The following is a 17689-nucleotide window of genomic DNA, read 5'->3' as shown; positions in this document are numbered from 1 at the left end:
AAATAAAAAAAGTGATGCATGTTGCTAAAAAAAGCTAACCAACTACTTGCCGAAAACAAACTCCAAGAAGCGGAGTTTCACTATAAAACCTTGCTTGAAAGTGATCCCCAAAATGGCGAAGCGCTATTTGGTTTGGGCCGTATTGCCCTGCGCTTAGAGCGCTTTGATGCTGCGGTTTATTTATTACAAAGAAGCTGTGAACGTCTGCCTAATATGTTGGAGCCACTGCACGCGTTAGCGGATGCATTTAATGGCGTTAATTCGCCAAATGATGCATTAACAGTACTGGAGTACGCAAAAAGCATTGCTAGTCATAACCCAGAGCCACACTATTATCTCGCACAACATTATTTAACCCATGGCGAATTAGATAAAGCACACACCACCTTTGCACAAGCACTAAGTATTGGTTTATATCCGGTCACTGCTTATATTTTATTTGAACTGGTACAACTTGGCCGCTTTGATCAACAGCATAACTACATCAGTAACTTGCATCATTTACTCACACAAACCAATAATTTACGTTTAAAAATGGTTTGTTATTACGCCTTGGCAAAAAGTTATGATCAACTCAATGATATAGAACAAGCTGTAAATTATTATAAACTAGCCAATAAATTGCAGCTGCAATTGAGTAGCTTCAACACTGAACAATTAACGCCGTTTTATCAAAGTATTATGCGTTATAATCCAAAAAGTTTATTTGCCACTATCAAGCCTGGATTTACTGGTACTGTTACGCCCGTTTTTATTATTGGCATGCCACGCAGTGGCTCAACATTATTAGAACAAATGTTAGCTTCACATAGTGAATTTGCAAGCCTTGGGGAAGATCGCTGTATTAGCTCGCAAATTGTTGCATTCATAGAGCAACAAACCAAGTTGCCCTACCCTGAATGTATTAGCGCACTAACACCGCAACTGATTGAGCAAGCGCGGGCTCTTTATACCGCACGGTTAAAACAAGCTAAACCTATTCGCGCGTTTATGATCAACAAATTGCCCGCGAATTATCAATCGTTAGGGCTTATCTATTTATTGTTTCCAAATGCTAAGTTTATTAACTTGCAGCGCGATTTTAATGCCACAGCTTGGTCCGTTTATAGTAATTACTTTGCAGAAAATGAACCTTATTTTTGCTCATTACCTGAATTTAAACGTTACTATGATTTATACCAAGGTTTGATGACGCATTGGCAACAAGCAATACCTTCGGCTATCTTAGATGTTCATTATGAGCAACTGATCAGCGAGCCGCGCGATACGTTAAAAAGCGTATTTACATTTTTAGGTACCGCATTTGAAGCACAATGTTTAGACTTTTATAAATCAAAAAAACCAGTTACCACGCTTAGCAAAGCCGCAGTACGAAAACCGCTACATAACCGTGCAATAGAACACTGGAAACGTTTTGAAACGCCACTCAGGGCGTTGCTGAATGACGCTCAAACCACGTCACTAGATCCTTAAATTGATCTGCTTTAGCACTGGCGTGCGTTAACATATTAATATGATCGTAATCATATTGATGGCCGTGTTTTTTCCCGTACATTTGCAGGTGTTGAATACCAGTACCTGACTCGGCAATAAATTTTTCAATATCAATTTGTTGTGCAAGCGCTTTGTCTTTCACCCCCCCTATGTGTAAGGTCGGTGGCAAACTTAAGCCAGCCACAGCTTGCGCGTAATCAAACCCGTCGTCGCTATCTAACCATGGTTTACGTTTAGCCCATTGCATACTTTGATAATGCGACTTTTTAGTTTCATCATCACTGCCCCACTTGAGTCTTTTGGCGGGTAAATAACCATGTTTTTTAGCCAGTATTGGCGCTAAAAAATACCAAATCAAATTTCCTTGAAGGTATTTTTGTGGATGATGATTATAAAGCGAGCGTTTAGTACCAAAGTAAGCACATGCTTTTACATCATTGATATACTGTGGGAAACGCGCAAACACACTGTTCATTAATACACCACCCCAGGAATGGGCTACCCAATACGCTGGTGGTCTACCTTCACGCTCGGTAATTTTAGCAATAAAAGCGGGAATATCTTCAATAATAGCTTCGGTTTGGCCATAGTGAGCATGCTTTGAGATAGCCGGTTTGCTGCCACCACGACCTCGTAGATCAGCCACATAACACACATATCCTTGCTCAGCTAAAAAAGGTGCTAAACCCTTATTTGAATGCGTATAAAATATTTTACCGTTTTCAACAGCACCATGCATAAACAACACAGCTGGCCCAGCGGCTTTGCTGTTATCTGCTATGCGGCGCAAATGTAATGTTTGTAGCTCAGTTAGTTTAATAAATACTGATTCTTGTACGATCGCCATTTCAGTTCCTTGTTGTCATTGTTATGAACCGCAACTCATCCTACCAGTAATTTAAACAAGATCACACGTCAATGTGTTTCTCTGGTAAAATAATTTTTTTGTTTGTTAAGCTAATTATTTGTTATGAAATCAACACCATTAAAATCAAAACTACACCCTCGAAATCGCCATAACGAAGGCTATGATTTAGACTACCTAAGTATTCAAGTGCCCACTTTAAAACCATATATCGTGCTTACTCCCAATGGTACTAAAAGTATTGATTTTAGTGATAACAAAGCAGTAAAAACGCTTAATCAAGCACTTTTGCAAGCGTACTATAACGTTGATTTTTGGGATATACCTGAACACAACCTTTGCCCACCGATTCCAGGACGCGTTGATTACATTCACTACTTGGCCGATTTACTAGCAAACGATAATCAAGGCGTTATACCTCAAGGCAGACAAGTTAAAGTGCTGGATATAGGTACTGGTGCGAACATAATTTACCCGTTACTAGCAAGCCATGAATATAACTGGAGCGTCACAGGCTCAGATATAGATCCGAGCGCTGTAAAATTAGCCAAACAAATCGTACAATTTAATAATCGCAAAATTACCGTCAAGCTACAAAAGCAGTCGCAGCATATTTTTCAGGGGGTAATAAATGCAAAAGAGCTTTTTCATATTACATTGTGTAACCCTCCTTTTCATGCCAGTGAACAACAAGCAGCTCAAAGTAGCGAGCGGAAATGGAAAAACTTAGGCAAAGCCCCTAAATCGGCTTTAAATTTTGGCGGGCAACATAATGAGCTTTGGTGTGAAGGTGGCGAAGCGCAATTCATTTGTACCATGATCGATGAAAGTGCCCTATTTGCTGAGCAGTGTATGTGGTTTACCTCTTTAGTTTCAAAAAAAGAAAACTTAGCCACGTTACAAGCACAATTAAAAACACACCCTGTGGCTGAAGTTAAAATCATTGAAATGGCGCAAGGGCAAAAAGTGAGTCGCTTTATTGCGTGGAGTTATTTTGATCAACAAACTCGCCAAGAGATCAGCCAGCAATTTACACAACCGGAGATATCATGATTGATTTTCGTTCTGATACTGTCACTAAGCCCTGCGCTAAAATGCGCGAAATTATGTTCAATGCCCCTTTAGGTGATGATGTATATGGTGATGATCCCAGTATTAATAAATTAGAAAGCGTTGCAGCACAGCGTCATGGCTTTGCCAGTGCATTGTTTTGTAGCTCCGGCACCCAAGCAAACTTATTAGCGTTAATGGCTCATTGCGAACGTGGTGATGAATATATTTGCGGGCAAAATGCACACAATTATAAATTTGAAGGCGGTGGAGCGGCAGTGCTTGGATCAATCCAACCGCAACCTATCGAGAATGAAAATGATGGCAGCCTCTGCTTTGACAAAATACGCGCCGCTATCAAACCCAAAGACTTTCACTTTGCTAATACCCGCTTACTCAGTTTAGAAAACACCATTGGCGGTAAAGTGCTGCCATTAAGTTATTTAGCCCAAGCGCGTGAGTTCACTCACAGCCATCAATTAGCACTGCATTTGGATGGTGCTCGCGTTTATAACGCTGCGGTTGCGCTTAGGGTAGATATTACCGAGATAACTAAACACTTTGACTCCGTGTCTATTTGCTTATCAAAAGGCTTAGGCGCACCAGTAGGCTCATTACTACTTGGCTCTGTTGAACTGATCAATAAAGCAAGGCGTTGGCGTAAAGTACTTGGCGGCGCTATGCGCCAAGCTGGTATGCTGGCAGCCGCTGGCCACTATGCACTTGAGCACAATGTTAGCCGTTTAGCCGACGATCACAGCAATGCGCGTTACTTAGCGCAGCAGCTCAGTGCCATTGAAGGCTTTAACGTTGACTTGTCGCGCGATACAACCAATATGGTCTATGCAAATGTTGCTGATAGTGTTGATATTAATGCCATTGCACAGCAACTAAAAGCACAAGGGATAGTATTCAGCCCAAGCAAAACTTTGCGTTTAGTAACTCATTTACAGATCACTCGAGCCGATATTGATCAATTTATAGCAGCGTTAACTTCGGCGCTGCATGTTTAACGCAGCTTTATAGTGTTTGCGGCACACCGACACATAACGGTCGTTGCCGCCAATTTCCACTTGATTACCATCGGCAATCGCTTTGCCTTGCTCATCCGTACGCAATACATGGTTCGCTTTGCGACCGCAATGACACACCGTTTTAAGTTCAACCAGTTTATCAGCCCACGCTAGTAAGTACTGCGAGCCGCTAAATAACTCGCCTCTAAAGTCATTACGCAAGCCATAGCACAACACCGGAATGCCTAATTCATCCACCACATCGGTCAGTTGCATTACTTGCTGACGTGATAAAAATTGACATTCATCCACCAGCACACAATGACGTTTTTGTTCACTATTAAGCTGTTTGATCAGTTCAAAAACATCTTTGTCAGCATCAAAAATATGTGCATCAGCTTGTAAACCAATTCGAGAAGATACCTTACCAACACCAGCACGATCATCCAATGCAGCCGTTAAAATAACGGGCTCCATGCCGCGTTCGCGATAGTTAAATGCCGATTGTAAAAGCGTGGTAGATTTACCTGCGTTCATTGCAGAATAATAAAAGTACAGCTGAGCCATGAAAATGCCTACCCTGAAAAAAGTGCGCTAATGCTACCTTAATCTTGATTGAACATCACCTTTTTTACCCGTGTTATAGAACTATAACTCAACGGTGCCTGCTACTGACGACCCTAGCTTCGTGATTAGTTTTATCTAAATATTCAACATACAGCTTGGCATTATCTTGTGCAGCGATGGTTTGCCAAATACGTTGACTAAGCGCCTTATGCTGTTGATAAAACTGCTTAGAGAAAAGCAAATAGCCTTGGGCTTTTTCAAGTGGAGGATAAATGGCTTGTACTTGGGCTGTTTTATACCGGAAGTTTGATACTTTCCGATCGCCAACTTGGCACACGTCAAGCGTAGCATCAACGACTCCACGGTCGATCAACTCAACGGCTTTTTCGACTGAGGAAGTATGTTGAACAAAAAAAGGCTCTTGATGTAATACCTTGCCTAAGTCATAACCGTTCGCAATAGCTAATGTAAAAGCCCTGGTCTGAAATACTTCGCGGCTTTGCCATTGCTGGTGAAATTTTTTTCCCCCGATGAGACAACTGCCAAATTCACTCACTGCAAAACGCGGATCCAGTTGCTGAGTTCCATCCATTGGGTATTGGGCAAATTCAGTTCGCTCAGGTCGATAGGTAGCAATAACCGCATTCACTTTATTTGTACGCAGATCATTTAAACAACTTAGCCAAGCTTTACGCTGATAACGAATAGACAGTTGTGAAAGTGTATTATCTAGATTTTGTAGGATTTCTAGCGATGCTTCTGGTTGAGTACCTAACATTTCATTGCTTTGCGCTAAAAACATCGGCGCGACAGTTTTATCTTCATAACAAAAAATTAGTTCAGTTGAGTTAGCAATTGCCGCTGTTGATAGCAAACTACACCCGCTACTGAGTACCAATAACGCCAATAAATTATCCCTAACACGTTTATTTTGTTTCATTTTATCTTGCTCCCTAGACGTTTCATCTAAAGTGTAGACCGAAAAAATGAATTGTTTAGTAACTAAACCAAAAAATTTAGATGATCCCTTCGTGCTCAAGTAACCACTGCTTGCGCTCTAGCCCACCCGCATAGCCGGTCAATTTACCATTGGCACCAATAATACGGTGACACGGCACAATAATACTGATTGGGTTTTTACCATTAGCAGCCCCCACTGCGCGAACTGCCTTGGGATTATTGAGTGCATGAGCAATATCTGAATAACTCTGTGTTTGTCCAAATGGCACCGCGGTGAGCGCTTGCCATACCGCTTGTTGAAAAGCAGTGCCATGGGTGGCTAGAGTGACATCAAAGGTTGTTCGCTTGCCTGCAAAGTAGTCATTAAGCTGCGCAGCACAATTTAAAATATGTGGCTGCTCAACATCTGAAAATGGGGTTTCTGAGCACTCTATAACTGGATAAAAGCCCACATAACTGACCCCGTGTTGGTTACCTTGAATAATAATCTCATCAATTGGGCTGGGTATGCGGGTTTGGATAATAGTCATGTTAGCTGCTGCCATAGTTGAAAGGTTAAATAGGAGCGAAATGGCGCGCACATCTCATCATTAAATGGTTTTGCCCCCGCTTGGGCTTTCTTTACGCCTAAATCTCCCGCTAATAAAATATCGGGCTGACTTTGGCCGCGTAATTTTGCATAGTTTACTGTCCAAGGTCCAATCCCTTTGAGTGGCAGCCATTGATCAAGCTGATGACAATCAGGGTTATCGGCGCAAAACTGCGCTAAATTACGCAGCGCATTCTTTCTCGCTTGAGGCATTTTAAAAAATGCCAGCTCACTGTTTGCCACTACCTCAGGGGTTGGAAAATACACTCGCTCGCCATCTTGTTCGCCCAGTTCATCCACCAGCTGAGTCACTAAGTTATGCGCGGCAGTTACACTTACTTGTTGGCCAAGTACCGCACGAATACCAGCCTCAAATACCGACCAAATACCCGGTAACCGCAATCCTTGGGTTAACACAATTGCCCCTTGAAGTTGAGTTGCTAGGTGTTGTTCGATTTGCGCAGTATCGGCATCTAAATCGAGCACCCTGCGAATTTCACTTAAAATAGGCTGTAAAAAGCGCGGCTGATCAATATCAATGCTGACTAAAAAGTGATGTTTGTGCTCTACAAACTCAGCCGTAAACTGACCTTGGCAATGCTGATTTTTAAAGCTGCGACCATAATATGTCTCGCCAAGCCACTCAAGAGGTGAAATTAACCGCTTAGCTAAAAATTGCTGTAACGCAGTCCAATTATAAGGGGGCCGAAAAGGTAATTTAAGCGTCAAAATCGCACGTGTTGTGCTGCGCTCACCACGCATTTTTGACGGGCAAATATGTAACTGCTGTAAAAACGCATCATTAAAGCGACGAATACTATTAAAGCCCGCTGCAAAAGCAACTTGAGATACCGATAAATTAGTTTCTTGCAGCAGTTTTTTAGCAAAATGACATTGATTAAATAACCGATACTGAGTTACTGAGATACCAAAATGTTGCTGAAATAACTGCCTTAAATAGCGGCTACTCACGCCGAGTCGCTCAGCTAACTGTTCACAGCTATGTTGCGTTGTTAAGTCACTGTCTATCAGCTGTTTGGCTCGCAGCGCTGTGGTTTTTGTTCCTTGCCATGCGCTACTTCCAGGGGCGCTATCTGGACGACAACGAATGCACGGGCGAAATCCAGCCTGGGCAGCATTGTGCGCATATTGAAAGTACTCTACGTTTTGCTCTTTTGCAGTAGGGGCAGGACAAATTGGCCGACAATAAATACCGGTGCTTTTAACACCGATGAAAAAGAGTCCATCAAAACGATGGTCGCGGCTTTGTCTGGCAAGTTGCCAATGGCTAGTATCCATAAGGTGCTCTTAACTATACATCTGCTAATAGAGTACGTGAAAAAACACAGTTTACTAGCCATTTTCGGCACTCAACCTTTATTCGCTGATTGATTTACTGGTAGCAGCTAAATAACGACGCTCAACTTCAGCCCAATTAATAACATTATAAAATGCTGCGATATACTCCGGGCGGCGGTTTTGGTATTTCAGATAATAGGCGTGCTCCCACACATCTAAACCTAAAATCGGCGTGTTGCCGTGCATTAATGGACTATCTTGATTTAAACTACTTTCCACCACAAGCTGGTTATCTTTATTAACACTTAGCCACGCCCAGCCACTGCCGAAGCGACTAACAGCTGCCGCTGTAAATGACTCTTTAAAGTTATCAAAGCCGCCAAGCTGCTCTGTGATCGCATCTAATAAGCTCCCTTTTGGCTGATCCCCACCATTGGGGCTCATTACTGTCCAAAACAATGAATGGTTTGCATGTCCGCCACCATGCTCTTGCACTACTTTTTGCAGCTCAGTTGGCAACGTGTCAATCTTTGCGAGTAACTCATGTACATCAGTATCACTATACTGGGTATTTTCAAGTGCCGCATTGGCTTTATTGATATATGTTTGATGATGCAAAGTATGGTGGATCTCCATAGTTTTAGCATCTAAATGTGGCTCTAACGCATCGTACTCATATGGTAATGGGGGTAATGTAAACGCCATAATTGTTCCTTGTCGGATTAAGATAAGTGATCAATGCACAGTGGCAGTTTGATCTGGGGTGTAACTTAACGTCTGATTGATTTGTTCTATTAATTGCGGGTAATGACTGTGCAATTTGGCAAACTGTACTAACTCTGTGTAGGTTTTGTGATGATGGTGCACAACCACTGTACGCACCGTATCGCATGGATGCTGGAGCAAATGACTTAAACTTATATGCACATCACACAAACACTGACACGCTTGCTCTGCTTGGTTCATGGCTCGATATGTATCCGCTAAATTATGAGCGGCAACAACGAATGCGGGGCAGCAATGTTCAATTGCGCTAATAACTGACTGGCATATTTTTGCTTGGCTAAATTGGCTTAATAAACGAGCTGAGAGGGTGTGTGCTGTCGTGTATTTATCGCGAGCTTCAATTAAAGCACCGCGTTCAAACGCTGTATTTCCAGCAATGATGTTGGCTTGCCAAGGACTTAATACTTGCTCAACCTGAGACAATTTATTGCTGCTGTGAAACTGTGGGTGTGACATAAAAATCACCTGCACAAAATTAAATGATGTGATTAATTTACACAGTCAAACAACTTGATGCAAATGATTTTTATTTATATTACGTATTTTTATTTCTCGACAAAATCAATTAATGCTTGTCCTGTAAGCCGATAAATGATCCACTCATTTTGTGGCTCTGCCCCCATACTATTGTAAAAATCGATCGCAGGTTGATTCCAGTCAAGTACCACCCATTCAAAACGGCCACAATCTTTTGCGATAGCTTGGCGTGCCAAATGTTGCATAATCAGTTTACCCGCACCATTACCTCGGCTATCTGGGCTGACATATAAGTCTTCAAGGTACAAGCCATTCTTGCCAAGCCAAGTCGAATAATTGTAAAAGTACACCGCAAAGCCAATTGGCGTATCGCCTTCAAAACAAATCAAACTATGCGCTGTTGCACCTTCACTAAACAGGGTTTTTAAAATCGCCTGTTCATCGGTTTTAACCGCATCGGGCTCTTTTTCATAAATTGCCAATTCGGTAATAAAATGCAAAATAGTAGCAGCATCCGAAGGCTGCGCATCTCTTAAGGTAATCGTTTTTTGGTCTGTCATAAGCTCTCTTATTTATTACTGCATTGTTTAATACTGATCTAGTTTATCTTTTAATATTTGTAGTTGAATTGGTTTAGCCAAGTAGTCATCCATTCCAGACGCTAAACACAGCTGTTTGTCTTCATCCATTGCATTGGCTGTGAGTGCAATAATTGTGATCTGTTGATGTTTAGCACCCGCCTCACCGGCACGAATTGCGCGAGTAGCGTCAAATCCATCCAGCACCGGCATTTGGCAGTCCATGAGCACTAAATTAAAGTGTTCTGCAGGTACTTTCGCTAAAATATCAAGGGCTTGCTGACCATTCTCCGCTAGCGTTACGGTAAAATTCAGTTTACTTAACATTAGTTTAGATACTTGCTGGTTAATCGGATTGTCTTCAACCAATAAAATATGGCTATTTGCTCTATGCTGATCACTACGCAGTGAGGATATATAACTTGATGTCACTAAAGGTAAATCGGCGCTACCACCATGAGCGATCACCGCCATGGCACTGATCAAATCAGCCGTAGTGATAGGTTTTGGAAAATACGCTTGGAACCCTGCATCGCTAAAACGTTGTACTCCTTCCATGCCAGCAATACTGGTCATCATTACTAATGGCATTGCTTTAAAATCATCATCGGCTTTTAATTTTCGACACAGTGCTAAGCCATCCATTCCTGGCATTTGCATATCCAACACGGCAATATCATACAAATTAAGTTTATCTGCAAGGCGCTTTTTACATAACTGCAAGGCTTGTGCTGCATTACAAGCAAGCTCAACTTTTGCACCCCAATGAGCAAGCTGTTGGCTTATCACAATCCGATTGGTTTCGTTATCATCAACCACCAATATAGTGAGCTTGGTCATATCTATGGTCGGTATACTACGCTCAGTGTCACTTCCCGCCTCTAGCATCACTGTCGCGGTAAACTCACAACCATGCCCTACCTCACTGACTAACGTTACTTCTCCACCCATTAACTCACACAATTGTTTACTAATCGCCAAACCTAATCCAGTGCCGCCATATTCACGCGTAGTCGAGGCATCTACTTGCGAAAATGGGCTGAATAAATCTTCTTGCTTGGTTAGATCAATTCCGATGCCAGAGTCTTTTACACTAATACTGAGCTGATATTGTTGTTCAATAGGAGTTACTGATGCGCGGATCAATACTTCACCTTGCGCAGTAAACTTAACAGCGTTACTCAGTAAATTGGTCAGCACTTGGCGAATACGCCCCGGATCGCCTTTAAATTGCACCGGTGTCACAGCCACTAAATCAATAATGATTTCGATATCTTTATCTTGCGCCGCAAGGGCTTGAGATTCCGCCACCTCTCCGAGTAAATTACAGACATTGAAGTTGATACTTTCTAGCTCGATTTTACCGGCATCAACTTTCGAAAAATCTAAAATATCATTGATCACCGACAATAAAGAATGCGCGCTATTTTTTGCTATCGCGACTTTCGTTCGCACCGGCTTGGTCAACGCTTCAAGTTCGATCAGCTCAAGCATACCCAACACCCCATTCATTGGGGTACGAATTTCATGACTCATGGTTGCTAAAAATTGACTTTTTGCTGTTGCAGCAGCATTGGCTTTGACTAATGCAATTTTCAGCTCTTGGGCGGTTTGCTTACGCCTTTGCGACATTAACACGCTGCCCACTAAGGTCGCTAAAGAGCGTAAATAGGTTTCTTCATTTTGGCTCCAACAGCGATAGCTACCGACACTTTCCGCACAGAGCACTCCTAATATACCCTCACCGGTAGATATAACGGCATCGAGCATCGAATTAATATTTAATGGTGTTGTGTAAGTGTCAATCAATTCGGCGGTTGCAGGATGGCTATTAACATCATTAATTGCCACTAAACCTTGTGCAAATATTGCTTGGTAATAAGCGGGAAATTCACTCGCTTTAAGCACTAAAGGCTGCTCAACAAAACCTTGATCATCGATAAATAAACTCACGCACGTCATTTCATCGCTAGCTTCATCAAACACCCACACTGCTGAGCGTTGCACATCAAGTACATCACACATTGACTGCGTCACTAAATTTTTTACTACATCGAAATTACCTGCCAATAACTCAGGTGAGACGGTTAAACTCGCTAGGTTTTTATTATATTGGTTGGCTTTTTTACTCTCTAATTCGAGATGTTTATAAGTATCAATATTTTGAAATGAACCATACACACGCACGCAACGTTCATTTTTAAATTCAACTTGCCCTATCGACTTAACCCACCTTTCATTGCCTAACGCTGTGACAAGGATTAACTCAATTTCCCAGCTATTACCATTAATAACTGCATCTTCAAACAGTTCGCTAATTTTATCACGATGTTCACCTTGCTTATAAAAATCAAGAGCTTGCCCTATTACTGGCTGGTAGTCGCCAGCGACTTCATGAATTGCTTTGACTTCATCGGACCAATACATTGTCTGTGCTTCTAAATCCACTTCCCAGGCACCAATTTGGCCTTGTTTACTCATTGCTTCAAGTAAACTTTGTTGGCGATAAAGTGTCGATTGAGTATGATAACGCTCGGTTATATCATGAATAAAACCATCTAAATACAATACGTTGCCAGCCTGATCATACACTGCTTGACCTTTTTCATGTACCCAATGAATACAGCCATCAGAAGCGACCAAACGGTATTCTAATGACCATGGCTGACGAGCATCAATATCGACTCTTACTTTCTCAGCCACGCTAGCAACATCATCCGGGTGAATTAATTCAACAAAGCTAAGCTTATGATTATCAACTAAATCATTTGGTTCATAGCCGGTAATAACTTTTGTTTGTTCACTCAGGTAGAGCATGCTCCATTGGGCATCGTATTTACATCGATACACAATGCCTGGAATATTGCCGACCAGAGACACAAATCGGTCGCGACTCAATTGTAATTGTGCTTCTGTTTCTTTTCGCTCTGTAATATCAAGGTGAGTACCTATCATTCGTTTTGCAGAGCCATCACTATTGCGCTCAACGATACGTCCTGTGGTCAGTACCCACACCCAATGTCCGAGACGATGCAACATACGAACTTCGCAGACATAATAATCGCTCTCACCCGCAAAATGCTGCTCTAAAAGCTGCCCTGAAGTAACAAGATCATCTGGATGAGTATATTTGTTCCATGTATTAAAATCAGTTGGTTGTAGTTCTTCCAATTTATAACCGATAATACTCGCCCAGCGGTTATTAAAGTATGCTTTGCCAGTATCTACATACCAGTCCCAAATCCCTACTGCAGTGCTGTCCAACACTAATTGTAATTGTGTTTTGTGTTGTTCGAGTTCAAATTCTTGTAGTTTTAATGCTGTGATGTCGGTGCGAATAGCGATATAACTTTGGGGCTTGCCCTGTTCATCTAAAAAAGGCGCAACTGTAGTATCGACCCAATAAAAGTCACCATTTTTTGCTCGATTACAGATTTGCGCATGCCATACATTGCCTGCGGTTACGGCTTTATACATGTCCTTAAAAAAATCTTTAGGATGAGTCCCAGAGTTTAAAATACGGTGGTTTTTTCCTAACAATTCACTTTCGCTGTAACCGCTGATCTCACAAAATTTCTTATTAACAAAGGTGATCGTGCCCTTGATATCGGTCACAGCAACAATTGCATGTTCATCAAGTGCACTTTTTTGTTCCGCTAACTGTTTTAAGGCAAGCTGAAGCGCTGTGCTTTGATGCTCTAGCCGTTCTTGCTGTTGTACCTTACTACTGACTAAGTGTTCTAGATCAATCGACAGCTGATGTAATTCACTACTGTCTTCCAGAATAGGAATATTGTTGCGCTCACCTCGGGTTATTTCAGCGCTGGCATTGGCAAGGCTAATGAACGGGCGAGATAAACGTCGTCCAAACCACCACGATAGAATTAAGATCACTAAAAATGCAAAAGCATTAGCAACCACAGCTGCAAACTTATAGTCACTGGCACCTTGCAACATAACGGCTGCAGGCTTTTCAACCAATAGCTGCCAGCCTGTGGCGTTTGCAAAATTCAAGTCCGTTAAAATGGCATAGTGTAATGTGTCATCTATTTTTCGATAGGTAAAAACCTGTTCAGTATTTGCCACATTAGTAAAATAATCAGCTTTTGGTAATACACTCGGGTGCAATTGGGCACCTTTGATTTCACCTGCTTTCACAATAAAGAAAGTTAGTCCCTCATTATTATTATGAATATGTTCTAAATTATCGAGCAAGCCTTGAAAATTTATATTCGCTAATACTATTGCATAAAGTCCGCGTTGCTCGTCTATCATAGGTAACGCCACAAAATGATGTGTTTCAGCCCCCATTGAAGATATAAATACACTTTTTTGCCCTTGCTCAATAGCCGCTAGCATCGCAATTAACTGATCACGATTTAAGGCTGAAAACGCACTGTTATTAACTGGGTTTGGGGTATTTGAGGGGTCGAAGATAATATGAATTTCATTGACAAAATCATATCGATCAACAAACTCATCAATCAGTAGCCGTTTATTTAGCTGGCTATGACTTAGTTGATCATTTAATAGATATAGGTCTTTAATGTGATCTGCAAACCAAATATTCGCAAATTGCTTACCAATACTGCTTAATTCACCAAGTTCAGTTTGGGCGCTTTTTTCAAGGGAGTTGCTTACATGTTGAAGACTAAACCAAGACATTAAAAATAATGGTGCTAGCGCAATGACAATAAAAGTAACAATCAGTTTCGTCCGTATAGATTGGCTTTTATTTTTTAACAGGCCATTCAGCATTGTATTTCCATAATCAACTTTTTATTGTTTTAGAAACTTACTTATATTAATGCACTAAATAGCACAAGACGCAAGTTTATGCGCCTTGTGTAAGGTACTGCAGTAGAGCTAGTTTTTATTCCCATTGACACGGTAAAACTGCTGACTAAATTGAGTGTAGAGTACCGGCAATACAAATAAGGTAAGAAAGGTTGCGGTAAATAATCCGCCAACAATAACCGTTGCTAATGGTTTTTGAATTTCAGCGCCGATCCCTGTTGATATCAACATGGGTATCAAACCAAGCGCTGAGGTTAACGCCGTCATTAGTACGGGTCGCAGCCGAGATAGTGCGCCATTAAATGCTGCGCTTTGTAGACTATCTCCCGCTTTAACACGATTATTAATACTCTCTACCATCACCACGCCGTTAAGCACAGCTACCCCAAACAAGGTAATAAAACCCACAGAGCTTGGCACTGATAAATATTGCCCCGATACGTAAAGTGCAACCACACCACCAATAACTGCTAACGGCACATTGACTAAAATCAGCAATGCTTGGCCTATTGAGCCAAATGCAAAATACAAAAGTAATGCAATCAAAGCCAGCGAAATAGGCACCACGATAGATAAACGTTGCTGCGCCCGTTGTTGGTTTTCAAATTGACCGCCGATATTCACACCATAACCTGCGGGTAAATCAACTTGCTCAGCTATGGCAAGGCGAATATCCGCGACGACTGAGCCCATATCGCGCCCTTGTACATTGGCTTGGATCACTACTCGGCGCTGAACGTCATCACGACGCACTTGTGGCGGACCAGATTCAATATTAACCGTTGCGACATCCCCAACCCTAACCACGGCACCTGTCGGTGATAATAAACGCAGGTCTGCAATGGCTTCTGGGCTGTCACGAAACTCTGCACCAATGCGCACATAAATATCATACCGCTCATTGGCATTAATAATTTGCCCTGCCGCAGTGCCGCCAATGCCATCTTGCACTATCGACATTAAATCCCCCACAGATAAACCATAGCGAGAAAGTGCTAAGCGGTTCGGTTTTATCACTAATTGTGCTTCACCAGCAATTTGTTCCATTGCCACATCTTTAGCGCCAGCAACACCTTTTACAGCTTGCTCAATTTGCTGCCCTTTAGCGACTAACACATCTAAATCAGCACCAAACAGCTTAATCGCTAGTTGCGCTTTCACCCCTGATAGTAGCTCATCCACCCGCGTGGCTATCGGCTGTGAAAAGTTAAACAATAAACCAGGAAACTGCGCTAATTTTTGTTCCATTAACACTTGCAGTTGTGCACGATTAGCAGCTGATTGCCATTCACTCACCGGCTTTAAACCTAAGTAAATTTCAATATTATTAACTGGCTCTGGATCCCCCCCGACTTCTGGGCGACCAATTCGGCTAAGTGCATACTCAACTTCAGGAAAGGCCAATAATATCGCTTCCAACTTAGGAGCGACCATTAATGCTGTATCCAAGCTTGCCGAAGGTGCCAGCGTTACCCGTAAGTTAATAGTGCCTTCTTCAAGCTCTGGCACAAACTCAGTACCTAGTTGCGGCAATAAGATACCAGCAATCACCACTAATATTCCCGCCAGCGAGATCACCGTTTTACGTGCGTTCATTGCCCAGCGTAAACATATTTGATAAGTTTTATCTAACGGCTCAAGTAATACACTGCGCCTAACTGTGACACCTTTAGAAAATAAATACACTGCCATTGCTGGCACGATTACTAGCGCAACAATCACAGCAGAAATAATGGCTAACATGATACTTATAGCCATTGGCTGGAATAATTTAGCTTCTACACCTTCAAAACTAAACAGCGGCATAAACACGACTAAAATAATTAGTGCAGCAAAAAATACCGGCCTGGCAACTTCTTTAGCCGCCACAGTAATCAATTTAGCCGGTGAGTGATCAGCATGAGTATTGTTAGTTAAGTGACGAAAAATATTTTCCACCATCACCACCGAGCCATCCACCAGCATACCAATTGCCACAGCAATACCACCGAGTGACATCAAATTAGCCGAGAGCCCTAACCACGACATGACACATAAAGCCATACTAATGGAGATTGGTATAGACAATAAAACCAATAATGTGGCGCGTAAATTCATTAAAAACAACGCCAGCACAACCACAATAAATACAAACGCTAATAGCAAGGCATCCACCACAGTATCAACCGCTTTGGTGATCAAATCAGCTTGGTCATATAACGGTTCAAACGTTACTCCCTCTGGTAGTGCTTGATTGATCATCGCAATCCGCGCGCTAATACCATCAATGGTTTGCTTGGTATTTGCACCAATGCGTTTTAATACCACCCCTGTCACCACTTCACCTAATGATTGCACATTACCTTGACCATCTTTTTTACTCATCGTAGCGGCACCTTGGCGAATTTCACTGCCAAGCGTCACCTCTGCCACATCGGCAATGGTGATCACTGTGCCATTGATGGTTTTCAATGGCGTTTGTGCTATTTCTTGCAGCCCTAGTGTGCCGGCATTGAACCAACCTGTTCCACGAATAACTAACTGCTCTTGGCCGCGGTTCATATACCAGCCACCTACATTAGTGTTGTTTTCTTCCAGTGCAGTTACCACTTGTTGTTGTTCGAGCTGATAAGCCAATAACTTATTTGGGTTAAGATTTACTTGGTATTGACGCACATCACCACCGAACGACAGTACTTCGGTAACCCCATCAACAGGTAGAATAAGCAATTTGACAATCCAATCGTTTAAGCTGCGCAGCGCCATACTATCCAAGCCAGACTCAGGTGATGCCGCTAATAAGTATTGGTAAACCTGCCCGAGCCCTGACGTATTCGGGCCCATTTCTGGCAAGCCAATCCCGTCCGGGATCAGTTCTTTCGCTGCTTGCAAACGCTCAAATACCAGTTGGCGGGCAAAATAGATATCCACCCCTTCTTTAAAAACCACGGTAACACCAGAAAGCCCCGTTTTAGAAATCGAACGAACTTGCTCTACATCAGGTAATGCATACATGACCGCTTCAATTGGGTAAGTGATCAGCTGCTCAACTTCAACGGCAGCCAAACCTGGTGCTTCGGTATTAACAGCCACTTGCACATTGGTAACATCTGGAAAAGCATCAAGGTTGAGTTTTGGGATCACCACAACACTGGTGACAATTAATACACAAAGAGTCAGCAAAACCAGTAGTCGATTAGCAATCGCACTATCTATTATATTATTAAACATAGTG

At 42.2% G+C, this 17689-nt stretch carries 13 protein-coding genes; 3 read left to right on the top strand and 10 right to left on the bottom strand.

The annotated features are described in order from the left end of the window. The first annotated feature begins 18 nt into the window (after positions 1-18). Positions 19-1473 (top strand): sulfotransferase, encoded by a 1455-nt coding sequence (locus H5186_RS07285; protein WP_182717826.1) that lies wholly within the window; start codon positions 19-21, stop codon positions 1471-1473. On the opposite strand, the gene H5186_RS07280 is transcribed toward H5186_RS07285, so the two are convergent. After that, positions 1427-2341 (bottom strand): alpha/beta hydrolase, encoded by a 915-nt coding sequence (locus H5186_RS07280; protein WP_149980093.1) that lies wholly within the window; start codon positions 2339-2341, stop codon positions 1427-1429. The two genes, H5186_RS07285 and H5186_RS07280, sit on opposite strands and share 47 nt — an antisense overlap. Before the next feature lie 123 nt (positions 2342-2464). Here H5186_RS07280 and rlmF point away from each other — a divergent pair, with 123 nt between their 5' ends. Together rlmF and ltaE are read left to right on the top strand one after the other, a co-directional pair. Next, positions 2465-3412 carry a 23S rRNA (adenine(1618)-N(6))-methyltransferase RlmF gene (gene rlmF / locus H5186_RS07275; RefSeq protein ID WP_182717825.1) on the top strand — a complete coding sequence of 316 codons (948 nt, stop codon included), beginning with the start codon at positions 2465-2467 and terminating at the stop codon, positions 3410-3412. After that, complete coding sequence (ltaE, locus tag H5186_RS07270) at positions 3409-4422, top strand: low-specificity L-threonine aldolase (protein ID WP_182717824.1); 1014 nt, start codon at positions 3409-3411, stop codon at positions 4420-4422. The genes rlmF and ltaE overlap by 4 nt, the downstream gene beginning before the upstream one ends. Here ltaE and H5186_RS07265 read toward each other — a convergent pair. From H5186_RS07265 to H5186_RS07225, 9 genes are all read right to left on the bottom strand, one after another. Further along, on the bottom strand, positions 4399-4989 hold the full coding sequence (locus H5186_RS07265; RefSeq protein WP_145236208.1) for a thymidine kinase: 591 nt from the start codon (positions 4987-4989) through the stop codon (positions 4399-4401). The two genes, ltaE and H5186_RS07265, sit on opposite strands and share 24 nt — an antisense overlap. Positions 4990-5077: 88 nt before the next feature. Next, on the bottom strand, positions 5078-5929 hold the full coding sequence (locus H5186_RS07260; protein WP_246175464.1) for an amino acid ABC transporter substrate-binding protein: 852 nt from the start codon (positions 5927-5929) through the stop codon (positions 5078-5080). A 76-nt stretch (positions 5930-6005) separates the two neighbouring features. Next, the gene (locus H5186_RS07255) at positions 6006-6479 is read right to left on the bottom strand and encodes a methylated-DNA--[protein]-cysteine S-methyltransferase (RefSeq protein ID WP_149980090.1); all 474 of its coding nucleotides are present in this window, start codon (positions 6477-6479) and stop codon (positions 6006-6008) included. Beyond that, entirely contained in the window at positions 6476-7837 is a 1362-nt protein-coding gene (locus H5186_RS07250; RefSeq protein ID WP_182794280.1) for a DNA-3-methyladenine glycosylase 2 family protein, read from the bottom strand. Before H5186_RS07250 ends, H5186_RS07255 begins: the two co-directional genes overlap by 4 nt. Positions 7838-7915: 78 nt before the next feature. After that, positions 7916-8542 (bottom strand): superoxide dismutase, encoded by a 627-nt coding sequence (locus H5186_RS07245; protein WP_149980088.1) that lies wholly within the window; start codon positions 8540-8542, stop codon positions 7916-7918. Positions 8543-8572: 30 nt separating this feature from the next. Beyond that, complete coding sequence (locus tag H5186_RS07240) at positions 8573-9079, bottom strand: hypothetical protein (protein ID WP_182717821.1); 507 nt, start codon at positions 9077-9079, stop codon at positions 8573-8575. 89 nt (positions 9080-9168) lie between these two features. Further along, on the bottom strand, positions 9169-9660 hold the full coding sequence (locus H5186_RS07235; RefSeq protein ID WP_182762259.1) for a GNAT family N-acetyltransferase: 492 nt from the start codon (positions 9658-9660) through the stop codon (positions 9169-9171). A 27-nt stretch (positions 9661-9687) separates the two neighbouring features. After that, entirely contained in the window at positions 9688-14436 is a 4749-nt protein-coding gene (locus H5186_RS07230) for a PAS domain-containing protein (protein ID WP_182794279.1), read from the bottom strand. A 108-nt stretch (positions 14437-14544) separates the two neighbouring features. Further along, positions 14545-17685 (bottom strand): efflux RND transporter permease subunit, encoded by a 3141-nt coding sequence (locus tag H5186_RS07225; protein WP_182794278.1) that lies wholly within the window; start codon positions 17683-17685, stop codon positions 14545-14547. Between the last annotated feature and the right edge of the window lie 4 nt (positions 17686-17689).

Origin of the sequence: Pseudoalteromonas sp. SG41-2, from assembly GCF_014164535.1 — a bacterium.
Taxonomy (GTDB): Bacteria; Pseudomonadota; Gammaproteobacteria; order Enterobacterales; family Alteromonadaceae; genus Pseudoalteromonas; species Pseudoalteromonas rhizosphaerae.
Note: the sequence above shows the minus strand (reverse complement) of the source record. Positions and strands in the feature narration are given on the sequence as shown.

Coding starts and splice junctions, on each gene's coding strand:
- H5186_RS07285 (WP_182717826.1), top strand. CDS start 19: ATGTTGCTAAAAAAAGCTAACCAACTACTTGCCGAAAACAAACTCCAA.
- H5186_RS07280 (WP_149980093.1), bottom strand. CDS start 2,341: ATGGCGATCGTACAAGAATCAGTATTTATTAAACTAACTGAGCTACAA.
- rlmF (WP_182717825.1), top strand. CDS start 2,465: ATGAAATCAACACCATTAAAATCAAAACTACACCCTCGAAATCGCCAT.
- ltaE (WP_182717824.1), top strand. CDS start 3,409: ATGATTGATTTTCGTTCTGATACTGTCACTAAGCCCTGCGCTAAAATG.
- H5186_RS07265 (WP_145236208.1), bottom strand. CDS start 4,989: ATGGCTCAGCTGTACTTTTATTATTCTGCAATGAACGCAGGTAAATCT.
- H5186_RS07260 (WP_246175464.1), bottom strand. CDS start 5,929: ATGAAACAAAATAAACGTGTTAGGGATAATTTATTGGCGTTATTGGTA.
- H5186_RS07255 (WP_149980090.1), bottom strand. CDS start 6,479: ATGACTATTATCCAAACCCGCATACCCAGCCCAATTGATGAGATTATT.
- H5186_RS07250 (WP_182794280.1), bottom strand. CDS start 7,837: ATGGATACTAGCCATTGGCAACTTGCCAGACAAAGCCGCGACCATCGT.
- H5186_RS07245 (WP_149980088.1), bottom strand. CDS start 8,542: ATGGCGTTTACATTACCCCCATTACCATATGAGTACGATGCGTTAGAG.
- H5186_RS07240 (WP_182717821.1), bottom strand. CDS start 9,079: ATGTCACACCCACAGTTTCACAGCAGCAATAAATTGTCTCAGGTTGAG.
- H5186_RS07235 (WP_182762259.1), bottom strand. CDS start 9,660: ATGACAGACCAAAAAACGATTACCTTAAGAGATGCGCAGCCTTCGGAT.
- H5186_RS07230 (WP_182794279.1), bottom strand. CDS start 14,436: ATGCTGAATGGCCTGTTAAAAAATAAAAGCCAATCTATACGGACGAAA.
- H5186_RS07225 (WP_182794278.1), bottom strand. CDS start 17,685: ATGTTTAATAATATAATAGATAGTGCGATTGCTAATCGACTACTGGTT.